General features: G+C 66.0%; 11 protein-coding genes. 4 read left to right on the top strand and 7 right to left on the bottom strand.

Going from position 1 to position 12,518, the window contains the following annotated elements; translation table 11 throughout:
* Window positions 1-149: 149 nt before the first annotated feature.
* The 5 genes from AC0L3H_RS20290 to AC0L3H_RS20270 all read right to left on the bottom strand — a co-directional run bounded on the left by AC0L3H_RS20290 (window position 150) and on the right by AC0L3H_RS20270 (window position 5,903).
* Window positions 150-1,088, bottom strand: a complete 939-nt coding sequence (locus AC0L3H_RS20290) for an ABC transporter substrate-binding protein (RefSeq protein ID WP_091595356.1) — start codon at window positions 1,086-1,088, stop codon at window positions 150-152.
* Between the two features lie 78 nt (window positions 1,089-1,166).
* Window positions 1,167-2,165 carry an ABC transporter permease subunit gene (locus tag AC0L3H_RS20285; protein ID WP_473586689.1) on the bottom strand — a complete coding sequence of 333 codons (999 nt, stop codon included), beginning with the start codon at window positions 2,163-2,165 and terminating at the stop codon, window positions 1,167-1,169.
* A 44-nt stretch (window positions 2,166-2,209) separates the two neighbouring features.
* Complete coding sequence (locus tag AC0L3H_RS20280; protein ID WP_473586678.1) at window positions 2,210-3,754, bottom strand: sugar ABC transporter ATP-binding protein; 1,545 nt, start codon at window positions 3,752-3,754, stop codon at window positions 2,210-2,212.
* Window positions 3,751-5,124 carry an FGGY-family carbohydrate kinase gene (locus tag AC0L3H_RS20275; protein WP_473586677.1) on the bottom strand — a complete coding sequence of 458 codons (1,374 nt, stop codon included), beginning with the start codon at window positions 5,122-5,124 and terminating at the stop codon, window positions 3,751-3,753. Before AC0L3H_RS20275 ends, AC0L3H_RS20280 begins: the two co-directional genes overlap by 4 nt.
* A complete protein-coding gene (locus AC0L3H_RS20270; protein WP_473586676.1) occupies window positions 5,121-5,903 on the bottom strand; it encodes a DeoR/GlpR family DNA-binding transcription regulator in 783 nt (260 codons plus the stop codon). The genes AC0L3H_RS20275 and AC0L3H_RS20270 overlap by 4 nt, the downstream gene beginning before the upstream one ends.
* 201 nt (window positions 5,904-6,104) lie before the next feature.
* Here AC0L3H_RS20270 and AC0L3H_RS20265 point away from each other — a divergent pair, with 201 nt between their 5' ends.
* The 4 genes from AC0L3H_RS20265 to ggt all read left to right on the top strand — a co-directional run bounded on the left by AC0L3H_RS20265 (window position 6,105) and on the right by ggt (window position 11,014).
* A complete protein-coding gene (locus AC0L3H_RS20265; protein WP_473586675.1) occupies window positions 6,105-7,160 on the top strand; it encodes a class II aldolase/adducin family protein in 1,056 nt (351 codons plus the stop codon).
* Window position 7,161: 1 nt separating this feature from the next.
* Complete coding sequence (locus AC0L3H_RS20260; RefSeq protein ID WP_473586674.1) at window positions 7,162-8,448, top strand: FGGY-family carbohydrate kinase; 1,287 nt, start codon at window positions 7,162-7,164, stop codon at window positions 8,446-8,448.
* Window positions 8,445-9,299 carry a TIGR01459 family HAD-type hydrolase gene (locus AC0L3H_RS20255; protein WP_473586673.1) on the top strand — a complete coding sequence of 285 codons (855 nt, stop codon included), beginning with the start codon at window positions 8,445-8,447 and terminating at the stop codon, window positions 9,297-9,299. The genes AC0L3H_RS20260 and AC0L3H_RS20255 overlap by 4 nt, the downstream gene beginning before the upstream one ends.
* A 128-nt stretch (window positions 9,300-9,427) precedes the next feature.
* Complete coding sequence (ggt, locus tag AC0L3H_RS20250) at window positions 9,428-11,014, top strand: gamma-glutamyltransferase (RefSeq protein ID WP_473586672.1); 1,587 nt, start codon at window positions 9,428-9,430, stop codon at window positions 11,012-11,014.
* Here the strand turns inward: ggt and AC0L3H_RS20245 are convergent.
* Together AC0L3H_RS20245 and AC0L3H_RS20240 are read right to left on the bottom strand one after the other, a co-directional pair.
* Window positions 11,011-11,811, bottom strand: a complete 801-nt coding sequence (locus AC0L3H_RS20245) for an ABC transporter ATP-binding protein (protein WP_473586671.1) — start codon at window positions 11,809-11,811, stop codon at window positions 11,011-11,013. The two genes, ggt and AC0L3H_RS20245, sit on opposite strands and share 4 nt — an antisense overlap.
* A partial coding sequence (locus AC0L3H_RS20240; protein ID WP_473586670.1) for an ATP-binding cassette domain-containing protein occupies window positions 11,808-12,518 on the bottom strand: 711 nt, incomplete at its 5' end. The genes AC0L3H_RS20240 and AC0L3H_RS20245, both read right to left, overlap by 4 nt.

Raw genomic sequence — 12,518 nt, 5'->3', positions numbered from 1 at the left:
CCCCCCCCCACGCCCCCCCTTTCGTTCCCCCTTCTCCCCCCCCTCCCCCCACCCCTTTTGTTTCACCTTTTTTTCAAAAAACCCCCAAAAAAAAAAAAAAGGGGGGGGGGGGCCCCCCCCCCCCCCCCACCAGCCTTGGGAGGCTTTAGCTAGCGGGCCGCAGTCCAGCCCTTATAGTCCTTCAGGTTCTCTGCCGTGATCAGCTGCGGGTCGAGCAGCACCGTGGCCTCCGCCGGCTTTTTGCCGGCGAGCACTTCAGCTGCCATCTGCAGCGATTGGCCGGCCATGACGTAAGGATCCTGCGAGGCCGAGGCCTTGATCATCGAGGTGCCGGAAGAGAGTTCCTTCTCGATGTCGGGCGCGCCGTCGACCGCAGTGAAGATGAACTCCGAGCGGTTGAGCTGCTTGGCCGCAAGCTGGGCGCCGATCGCCGTCGGGTCGTTGATGGCGAACACCGCGTCGATCTTGTCGAAGCGGGTCAGCAGCGACTGGAACACCTTCAGGCCGCCGTCGCGCGAGCCTTCGGCATTCTGGTCGTCGGAGAGGATCTTGATGTCCGGGTGTTTTGCCAGCACGTCCTTGCAGCCCTTCACCCGCTCGAGGATCGACGACGATGCCGGCCCGTTCAGGATGACATAGTCGCCCTTGCCGCCGGTGTGGTCGACCAGATACTGGCAGGCCGCTTCGCCGGCCTTGACGTTGTTGGTCATCACGGTGACGTCGGCGCCCGGCGCCGAAACGTCGAATGCGGCAACCACGATGCCGGCCGCCTGCGCCTTCTTCACCGCCGGCGCGATCGCCTTGGCGTCGACGGCGTTGAGCATGATCACGTCGACGCCGGCGGCGATGAACGAGTCGACCTGCGAGACCTGCTTGTTGAGGTCGTAGTCGGCCGACACCGACGTCACCTCGACATTCGGGTTGATCTTCCTGGCGGCGTCCTCGATGCCCTTGATGGTGGCGACGAAGAACGGGTTGCCGAGCAGGCCGACCGAGATGCCGACCTTGTTCAGGTCCTTGGCCGAGGCCGGTGCGACGGCGACGGCCGCGAGGGCTACGCCGCAGAGCAGTTTAGCGATGGTCTTCATTGTTTTCCTCCTGATGCCCCGCGCCTCTCACGGTGCGTTAAATGAAACCGGGTCGTTGACGCCGGCGACGAAGGTCAATCACGATCTTGCTCCCGCTTGGAGCCTGTAGCGGTCGAGGGCGACCGCCACGATGATGACCAATCCCTTGATGATGTACTGCCAGATGTCCGAAACACCGGCCAGAATGAGCCCGTTGGAGAGCACCGCAATGATCAGGCCGCCGATCAGCGTGCCCCAGATCGAGCCGACGCCGCCGACGAAGCTGGTGCCGCCGAGAATGACTGCGGCAATGGCGTCGAGTTCGTAGGACTGCCCAAGCTGCAGCCCGTTGGCCGCATAGAGCCGGGCCGCCGACATGGCGCCGCCAAGGCCGGCGAGAAGGCCTGAAACGCCATAGACGAAGAGCAGCACCAGGGGCACCTTGATGCCGGTGAGGCGGGCCGCCTCGGCGTTGCCGCCGACGGCATAGATCCAGGTGCCGAGCACGGTGCGCTTGAGCACCAGCCAGGACAGCACCACGACCGACAGAGCGATGATGACCAGCCAGGGGATGCCGAAGAGCGACCCGTTGCCGATGAAGTCGAACGGCAGGTCCGAGTTGAACACCGTGGTGTCCTGGCCGAGCAGGCGGGCGACGCCGCGCACGGCGGTCAGCGAACCAAGCGTGACGATGAAGGGCGGCAGCTTGATATAGGCGACGAGCAGCCCGTTGATGACGCCGAAGCCGAGGCCGACCAGAATGGCCGCCGGCACGCCGAGCATGCCCCATTCCGGCACCAGCGACACCATCACCGCCACCATCGCCGAGGCGGCAAGGATGGAGCCGACGGACAGGTCGATGCCGCCGGTCAGGATGACGAAGGTCATGCCGGCCGCGAGCACGATGTTGATCGACGACTGCTGGGTCACGATCAACAGGTTGGTCTCGGTGAGGAAGCGCGGGTTCATGATCTGGAAGCCGGCCGCCAAAAGGATCAGGACCGGCAGCATGCCAAGCGCGGCGAAGGCGGTGCGCAGCCGCCGGCTCCTGCCGACCGCCTGGTCACCCGCACTCATCCCGGTTGCCTTGTCGGTCATCCCCAGGCCACTCTTGTCGGTCATCCCCAGGCCGCTCTTGTCGGTCATCCCTTGGCCGCTCCCGTTGCGAGTTCCATGATTGCCTCCTGACTGAGCGGCTGGCCTTCGGATGCGGTCACCTCGCCAGCGATAGTGCCGTCGCGCATCACCAGCACGCGGTCGGCGACGCCGATCACCTCCGGCAGTTCGCTGGAGATCATCAGGATGGCGATGCCCTTTTTGGCAAGATCATCGATCAGCCGGTAAATTTCCGACTTCGCCCCGACATCGACGCCGCGGGTCGGTTCGTCGAGGATGAGGACCCGCGGCTCGGTTTCGAGCAGGCGGGCGAGCAGCACCTTCTGCTGGTTGCCGCCTGACAGCGAGCCGGCATTGGCCTGCACCGACCTGCTGCGGATGGAGAGGTCGGAAACGGCCCTGGCGGCGCGTCTTTCGGCCGTGGCGAAGTCGCGCAGGCCGCCGGCCTGCGCGTCCCTGGCGAGCACGCCCATGCTGATATTGTCGGAAATCGACATGTCGAGGAACAGGCCGAGTTCCTTGCGGTCTTCGGTAAGATAGGCGATGCCGGCATCCAGCGCCTCGCGCGGTGAGCCGATGGCTATTGGATTGCCGTCGAGTTCCAGCGTGCCTGATGTGTGCCTGTCGGCGCCGAAAATCAGCCGCGCGAGTTCGGTGCGGCCGGAGCCGACCAGGCCCGCCAGCGCCAAGACTTCGCCCTTGTGCAGGTCGAAGGAGCAGCCTTTCAGGAGATTGCCGTCCGACATGTCGCGCACCGACAGTGCGATCGCGCGCTTGCTGTCCGGCGGGCGGTGATCCTTCTTGTAGAAGGCGGACAGGTCACGGCCAACCATCATCGAGACGAGGCGCGAGGCGTTCAGATCGGCGCGTTCGAGCGTGCCGACATAGCCGCTGTCGCGCAGCACGCTGACGCGGTCGGCAAGCTGGTAGACCTCTTCCATGCGGTGACTGATGTAGATGATGGCGATGCCCTGCGCCTTCAGCGTCGCAATCACCTCGAACAGCCTGTCGGTCTCGCGCGAGGTCAGCGAGGTGGTCGGCTCGTCCATGACGATGATGCGCGCGCTGGTCGACAGCGCGCGGGCGATTTCGACCATCTGGCGTTCGCTAAGCGACAGGCTGGAGACCGAGGCGCGCGCCGAGAAGGAAACGCCGAGCCGTGCGATGATCTCCTTGGCGCGCCGATTGCACTGGTCGCGGTCGACGATGCCGAACCGTCTCGGCTCGTTGCCGAGGAAGATGTTCTGCGCGACCGTCAGGTTGGGCGCCAGCGACAGCTCCTGATAGATGACGGCAATGCCGTTGGCGCGTGCCTTGATCGGGTCGCCGGTCGCGACCGGTGTGCCGTCGATCAGAATCTCGCCGCCGGCATCAGGCCGATAGGCGCCGGACAGCACCTTCATCAGCGTCGACTTGCCGGCGCCGTTTTCGCCCATCAGCGCGTGCAGGTCACCGGCGTGGACGGTCAGCGATACGTCCTGCAAGGCGCGAATCGGGCCGAACGTCTTGGAGATGTGCCGCATCTCCAGCACCGGCTGGCGCACGGTTTCGATCCGGGCAGCGGCGGTCATCGCGCGCCTCCCGCTGCGGCATCAGCGACGCCTCGGTCGGCGGCGAGACCGCGCCAGCTATCGCGATAGAAGGCAAGCCCGGTGAAGCTCGAGGCGCGTACCGGCTCCGGCGCCTCGGCGGCAAATTCGCGTCCAACACTCTCGAAGGCCAGAGCCGCCGCTCCGGTGGCGCTGCCCTCCAGCGTGGCGCCCTGCATGAAGGCCTGGCCGGGACGCAGCTGCGCCAGCAGGCTGGCAAGCAGGCCGCCACTGTTCAGCCCGCCATCGACGATCACCGTGTCGTTCGAATGGATCAGGTCGAGACACAGATCGACCATCAGCGCGACGTAGAGCAGCGCCACGGCCGCGCGCTCCTCCGCGGTGGGTGCGCGCCCGACCAGTTCGCCGCGATGGCCAGGCATCGGCCCACCTGGCGCGAAGCTCGGCAGCGCCATGATGCCGGCGCCGATCACCTGCTGTACTGTGGAGCGGTCGATTGCGCCCTGCCAGCCGGCGCTGATCGTCGCGAATTCGCGGCCGCCCATGAAGCGGATGGTCGGCACCGGGCCGCCATCGACATCGACATTAACCAGCATGTCACGGTCGCGATCGAGCGCGTCGAGCGGGCAGTCCGGATTGAGCACCACGACCCAGGTGCCGGTCGAGACGACGGTGACCGGCCCAAGCGCCTGCCGGCGATAGGCATGGAGCGCCGCATTGCTGTCATGGACACCGTTGTGGATGGCGATCGGCCGCGCCGCCTCGCCGAAGCGCTGCTCGCCGATGACCGCGCCGGCACGCTCGAAGGCGGGCATCTGGCCGCGCCATCCCTCGGCGTCGACCAGCGTGGAGAAATCGCGCTTGCGCGGCGCCCACAGATGCGAGTGGCAGCCGAGATAGGACACCTCCGAAACCGCCCGGCCGCCAAAGCGCCAGCTCCAGTATTGGGGATAACCGAGGATCGATTTGGCGGCGAACACGCTTGGTTGCACCGTCTTCAGCCACAGCATGTGGCGACCATAGTTGAAGCCGAGCGGCAGGCGCGGCGAGAAGGTCTCGGCAAAATCCGGAATGCGGCGATCGATCTGCGCGGCAATCTCGGCCGGTGGCTCCTGCTCGTAGTCGAGTATCGGATGCGTCAGCGCCGCATCGTCGACCAAGGCAAAGGTGCAGCCATGGCCCGAAACCATCAAGTCCTCTATGCCATGAACGACCGCTTCGCCGACGGCGCGCGCCGCCCAATCGTGAAGCGCTGCTTCGTCGAGCACACTGAAGCCGCCTTCGCGCGTCCAGTTCGGCTGGGTCCGGCGCTCACCCAGAATCTGCCCGTCCTGGCCGAAGACGAACAGCTTCGAGTTGGTCTTGCCGAAGTCGAGGACAGCCACCTTCACTGGACGGCTCCCGAGGCAGAGGCGATCCGTACCATGACGCCGGCGTTTTCGAGCATGCCTGCGTCGGCATCGGACAGGCCGTCGTCGGTCACCAGCGTGCCTATGCGCGACAAGGGCAGCGCGACATTGCGCGCATGGATGGACAATTTGCGGCTGTCGGCCAGCACCACGATCTGGTCGGCGCACAGGCTGAGCTCGGCGATGGAGCGGACCAGCAGCGGATGCGATTCCAGCACGCCCTCCGGGCCGATGCCCTGCGCACCAAGAAAGAACTTCGATGCGTAGAAAGGCACCGTCTGGGTGAGCGAATGGATGATGCCAGGCTCGCGATGCAGTTCGCCGCCGGCAACGGTCAGGCTGCAATGGCCGTGGTCGCTCAAATAGGCGATGAGCGGCATCGAGTTGGTATAGAGCCGGATGTTGCGGTCGGCGAGCTTTACGCCGAGATGGAAGCAGGTCGAACCGCCATGCACGATGACGGCGTCGCCATCGCGCACCATGGTCGCCGCGAGAGCGGCGATCTGCCGCTTGGCTTCGACCGCGAGATCGCGGTTCTCGTCGTAGGGCCGGGCATAGGCGACGCCCGCCTGCGCAGCGCCATCGAGCGCCGAGATGCCGCCATAGACCTTGCGTGCTTCGCCGGCCTCGTCGATCTTGTCGATATCGCGCCGCACAGTCGCCGCCGAGACACTGAGGCGCTCCTGCAACTCGCGCACCGAGGCGAAGGGGCGATCCCGCAACAGCTCGATGATCTGACGCTGGCGGCCGGAGTCGCTCAACGGATACCCTCCCGAAATGCCATTTTGCCACGGCAATTGGTGTAAGTTACTCAGCACGGATCAGATTGCAAGCTCGATTTGGTGGGACAAGATCACTCTTGACGTAACTTACTCGCATCTGCAATACCAGCGTCACTCGTCTGTCCCGGCTACCGGGATCCAAAGCCGTGGCCTAGGCGGCCGGTTTGTGAAGGAGTTTCGATGGCAATCAATGCGGATGCGCAGGAATTGGCTGCTTTGCGGTCGCTTTCGGCCAGCATCGGGCGCGACCCGCACTTGACCCAGGCCGCGGGCGGCAACACGTCGCTGAAAGCCGGCGACACGCTCTGGATCAAGGCTTCCGGCACCTGGTTGAAGGACGCGCTCGCCGAGGACATCATGGTCCCGGTGGCGATCCCGCCGCTGCTCAGGGCTGTCGAACAGCGCGACCCGGCCGCCGATCAGCCACAGGGTTTCGCCATCGAGGCGCTCAACGCCCGCAAGCTGCGTCCTTCGATCGAGACCACGGTTCACGCGCTGATGCCGCAGCGCGTCGTTCTGCATGTCCACTGCGTCGATACCATTTCGCTTGCCGTGCAGGCCGACTGCGAGGCTCAAGTCGCCAAGCGCCTGGATGGCCTCGAATGGGCGTATGTTCCCTATCGCCGGCCCGGCTTGCCGCTTGCCCAGGAAATTGCCGAGCGCCTTCGGCCCGGTGTCGATGTGCTGATCCTTGCCAACCATGGCCTGGTCGTCGCAGCCGAGACCGTCGCAGGCGCCGAGGCGCTGCTGCGTCGCGTCACACGACTTCTGGCGCGGCCGCCCCGTAAGGTGGCGGAGCCCAACGTTGTCGCATTGACGACGCTCATCGCACGCAGCGGCTACAGGCTGCCGGCGGATGGCGAAGCGCATGCCGTCGCGATCGATCCTGAAAGCTGCCGCATGGCGTCGGGAGGCAGCCTCTATCCCGATCACGTCATCTTTCTCGGCCAGGGTTCGGTCGTGGCGAGGCCCGGTGAGGACGTGATGCGTGTCACCGAACGGTGCGGCACGGCACCGGTGGCGATCCTGTTTCCCGGGCTTGGCGTGCTGATGCGCGGCGACGCCAGTGCCGGCGCCAAAGCCGGCGCCAATGCCATGCAACGCTGCCTCGCCGACGTGACGGCGCGGGTCGACGTCGCAGCGAAGCTGAACTATCTGACATCAGCCGAGAACGACGAACTGATCAACTGGGACGCCGAGCAGTATCGCCAGAAACTCAATGCAGCCGGCGGCTGACATGGCGCGTCCAATTGGCCCGCTTTCGATCGGTATCGACATCGGCACATCAGGCGCCCGCGCCGTCGCCATGCGGCCGGACTTTTCGATTGCCGCGCGTTCCGCCGTTCCACTCGACAGATTTGGCCAGAACGCCCGCGACCCGTCCGTATGGTGGTCAGCGGTCGGCGCGGCGCTGACGGGACTGCTTTCCGGGATCGATCGCGCGGCGGTCCGGTCGATCGCCGTCGACGGCACTTCGGGCACGCTGCTGCCGGTCGACGGCGCCGGGCGGCCGCTGGCCGAGCCGTTGATGTACAGCGACAAGGCCGACGACGACGCCATTCTGGCGGTGATCGCGCGCGAGGCGCCGGCCGCGAGCGCAGCCCGTGGGCCGACGTCCGGTCTCGCCAAGGCGCTGTCGTTCCTGCGCCTGCCCGGCGTCGCCGCGGTGCTGCATCAGGCCGACTGGATCGCCGGACAGTTTTCCGGCCGCTTCGACATCAGCGACGAGAACAATGCCCTGAAGACCGGCTACGATGTCGAGGCCCGCCGCTGGCCGGACTGGATCGCGGCGACCGGCATGCGCATGGAATTTCTTCCTCGTGTCGTCAAGCCGGGCGACGTCACGGGAACGCTCACCGCGAGCGCAGCGGACCGGTTCGGCCTGGCGCGCGACGTCGCCGTGGTCGCCGGCACGACGGATGGCTGCGCGTCGTTCCTGGCGACGGGGGCTGCGGCAGTTGGCGACGGCGTCACCGCGCTGGGGTCCTCGCTGACCATCAAGATACTCTCCGACCGGCCGATCTCGGCGCCGCAGTTCGGCATCTACAGCCACCGGCTGGGAGATGCCTATTTGGCGGGTGGTGCGTCGAATTCGGGCGGCAAGGTGCTGGCGCAGCATTTTTCTCTCGCGCGCATCATCGAATTGAGTGCGGTGATCGACCCTATGACCGGGACCGGTCTCGACTATTATCCGCTTCCCGCGGTTGGCGAACGCTTTCCGATCGCCGATCCTGATTTGCCGCCACGCCTGACGCCGCGGCCGGCGGACGACGCCGACTATCTGAAAGCGATGTTCGAGGGCATTGCGGCGATCGAGGCGCTCGGCTATCGCCGGCTTGCCGAACTCGGCACCCCCCGATTGACGTCGATCAGGAGCGTCGGCGGCGGTGCGGCAAACGCCGCCTGGACCGCGATCCGGCAGCGCAAGCTGGGTGTCGATTTTCTGCCGGCGCTTTCGGACGAGGCGGCCGCCGGCACGGCGCGGCTGGCGCTGATGGGCGCAATCGCAGCGGGGCTGTTGTGAGCACGAAACCAGTCGACCATCTCGACGGCATCGGAGCGCTGGTCGAGCGCTATCAGGTGTTCCTGCTCGATCAGTTCGGCGTGCTGCACGACGGCACAAACCCCTATCCGGGCGCCGTGGAGGCGTTGTCGGCGCTGAAGCGCGCCGGCAGGACGATCGTGCTGGTCTCGAATTCCGGCAGGCGGGCGCGGCCCAATGAGGCCCGCTTGCTGAAGCTCGGCTTCGAACCAGGAAGCTGGGATCAATTTGTCTCTTCCGGCGAGATCGCGTGGCGGTCCTTCCACGAAATGGCGATATCCGGAAAGCTACGCCAAAACACAAAGTGCCTGCTGATCAGCCGCGAGCGCGACCGCTCGGCGATTGAAGGCCTGCCTTTCGTGTTGACCGGGGGCGGCGACGATGCCGAGCTGGTGCTGATCGCCGCCAGTGAGGGCGACCATTACGATATCGAGCACTATCGCCGGCTTTTTGCGCCGGCAGCGATGCGGCAGGTGCCGTGCTTCTGCACCAATCCCGACAAGATCATGCTGACGGCAGTGGGGCCTCGCTTTGGCGCCGGCCAGCTTGCGGATCTCTACGAGAGCCTCGGCGGCAGCGTCACCCGCATCGGCAAGCCCTACACGCCGATCTTCGACGCCGCGCTGGCGCTGGCGGGCAACCCGGACCGCAGCAGCGTGGTCTGTGTCGGCGACAGCGTCGAACACGATGTCGCCGGTGGAATTGGTGCCGGCGTGGCGACCGCGCTGGTCTTGTCCGGAATATTGGCGGATACCCCTGACCTGGCAGAGCTTTTCGACAGTCTGGATGCCTACCCCGATTACACCACGGACGGTTTCAGATTCGCTGATTGAGATCGGCAGCTTCCGAGGGTTGAGCGCTGCCATGGTGATCGTTCCGTCGTTCGTGCTGCTTTCGGTGGCGCAGCCCTTTGGCTGCTGTTGCCAGTTCACATCCGGTTGGTCGGAGGCTATTGAACTGCATGCGTGATTTCCAACTCCCCGGACGGTCGCCGGTTCGTGCGACGGAAGCGATGGCCGCGACATCGCACCCGCTGGCAACGCTGGCGGCGATCGAGATGCTGCGGTCGGGCGGCAATGCAATGGACGCAGCCGTGTGCGCGGCGGCGGTGCAGGCGGTGGTCGAGCCGCAATCGACGGGTATCGGCGGCGACTGTTTCGTCCTCTATTGTCCCAACGGTCAAGACGAGGTTCTGGCCTTCAACGGCTCCGGCCGCGCTCCGGCAGCAGCAGAGGCGCAGTGGTATCTTGACAAGGGGCTCGACGAACTGCCTGAGTCCGGTCCGCACGCGGTCACCGTGCCGGGCGCCGTCGACGCGTGGTGCCGGCTGCTCGAGGATCATGGCAGGAAGGGCATCGACGCCGCGCTCGCACCGGCCATACATTACGCCGAACAGGGTTATGTCGTCCAAGACCGCGTGGCCTTCGACTGGGCTGAAAGTGCCGGATTGCTGGCCGCCGACGAACATGCGGCGCGGATATTTCTGCCGGATGGAAAGGCGCCGCTGGCCGGCGAGCTGCACCGGCAGCCGCAACTGGCCGAGACCCTGCGCATTGTCTCGCGCCGTGGCCGTGCCGGCTTTTACGATGGCGAGGTCGCCGACGACATAGTGTCGCGTCTGCGCGCGCTTGGCGGGCTGCATGGCCTCGAGGATTTTTCGGCGACGAAGGGCGACTATGTCAGTCCCGTCGGCACATCCTACCGGGGCTACGACATCCATCAGATGCCGCCGAACAACCAGGGGCTGACGGCACTGATCATGCTGAATGTGCTGTCGGGCTTCTCGCTCGGCTCGCTGGAACCGAACGGCGCCGAGCGCTTTCATCTCGAGATCGAGGCGGGGCGGCTTGCCTATCAGGACCGCGACAATTTCATCGGCGACCAGAACCAGGTCCATGTCCCCGTCGAGCAATTGTTGTCCAGTTCCCATGCCGACCAGCTTCGCGCCGAGATCGATCCGGCGCGTGCAATGACGCATCTGCCACGCCTGGAGCTTCAGCCGAGCGATACCGTTTACATCTCCGTGGTCGACCGCGACCGTAATGCGGTCAGCTTCATCAACTCGACCTTTGGTTCGTTCGGCAGCGGCGTGGTCGGCCCCAGGACCGGCGTCGTCCTGCAGAATCGCGGCAGCAGCTTCCGCCTGGCCGCAGACCATCCAAACCGCATCGCACCGGGGAAACGCCCGATGCACACCATCATGCCGGGCATGGTGACAGCCAAGGGCAGGGCGGTGATGCCGTTCGGCGTGATGGGCGGCGGCTACCAGCCGTTCGGCCATGTCCATTTGCTCACCAACATGATCGATTTCGGCATGGACCCGCAGGAGGCGCTCGATGCGCCACGCGTGTTTTACCGACAAAACACTGTGGAGGCGGAGCGTGGCGTTCCGGCCGAGGCGATCGCCGGCCTGCGCGAGCGCGGCCACGACGTGTCCATCCCAACCGAGCCGCATGGCGGCGGCCAGCTGGTGCTGATCGACTGGGACAAGGGCACGCTTACCGGCGCGTCCGATCCACGCAAGGATGGTTGCGCGCTGGGTTACTAACGGTCCGCTGCGCCCTGCGTGCCGGTCCTGTTCAGTCTTGGCGCTGCCGCCACCAGCGCCTTGCCGATCGCCGACTGTGGGGCACCGATGACCGCGCGGGCGTTGCCGCTTTCGGCGACGCGGCCGGCATCGAGAATGACGACACGATGGGCGATGGCGCTGATGACGCCGAGATCATGCGAAATGAACAGATAGGCGATCCGTTGCTCGCGTTGCAGATCGAGCAGCAATTGCAGGATCTGCCGGCGCACCGATACGTCGAGCGCGGACACTGCCTCGTCGAGGATGATCAGCGACGGGTTTGTGGCGATGGCGCGAGCGATCGCGATGCGCTGGCGCTGGCCGCCCGAGATCTCGTGGATGGCGCGAGCGGCGAGATCAGCGCTCAGGCCGACGCGCTCGAGCAGAGTGGCGATGCGGCGCGGGCGTTCTGATCGGGCTGCGATGCCATGGATGCGCAAGGGATCGTCAAGCACACGCGCGACGCTGGCGCGCGGATTGAAGGCGGCGAGCGGGTCCTGGAAGACCATTTGCAAACGCGCGCGCCGTGCGCGCAAGGCAGCGCCGTTCAGGGACAGGAAATCGCCACCTTCAAACTCGATACGGCCGGCGTCCGGTTCGATCAGCCGCAGCAGCAGCCGCGCGACCGTCGACTTGCCGCTGCCGGAAGGGCCGGCCAGCGCCAGCGTCTCGCCGGCCTCGATGTGAAAGGAAATGTCATCGACGGCGGCGAACGTCTTGCCGCCGCGGCGATATCGTTTGGTCAGGCCGGAAACGGCCAGCAATGGGCTGCTCACCGCAACGCTCCCGCCTGCCGCAGCAGCGGTTCGGCGTCGAGGCCGAGATGGGCGTCGAGCAGCGCTCTTGTGTAGGCGTGGTGCGGGCTGGCGACGATCTGCGCCGTCGCGCCGAGCTCGACCAGCTCGCCGTGCCGGAACACGGCGATGCGCTCGGCCAGCTCGGCGGCTAGCGCGATGTCGTGGCTGACGAACAGCAGCGTCATGCCGTCCTCGGCCACCAATTGCCGGATCAGCCCGACGATCTCGGCCTGCACGATGGTGTCGAGCGCGCTGGTCGCCTCATCGGCGATCAGCAGTTTCGGACCGGCCGCAATCGCCGTGGCAATCGCCACGCGCTGCTTCTGGCCGCCGGAAAGCTGGTGCGGGTAGGCGCGCAAGGCGGCGTCCGGGTCGGGCAGGCGGACGCGTTCGAGCAGGGTTTTTGCCTTGGCATAGGATTGCGACCAAGTAAGACCGAGATGCGTGTGCGCGACTTCCGCGATCTGCTCGCCAACCGCCATTACCGGATCGAGGCTGGCCGACGGGTCCTGGAAGACGAAGCCGATATCGCGGCCACCGAGGGGGGTGTGGCTGGGTTTGGCGGCGGATTTTAGAGGCTTGCGTTCTGTGAGACCCCCCTCTGTGCGGGCGGGCCAAATACGGGGGGGGAGGGGGGGGGGGGAGGGGGCCAAAGGGGGCCAAAAGAAAAAACACCCCCAACCGCC

This window comes from Mesorhizobium sp. WSM4816, assembly GCF_055811535.1.
The sequence above is the reverse complement of the archived record's forward strand: the minus strand, read 5'-3'. Positions and strand labels throughout refer to the sequence as shown.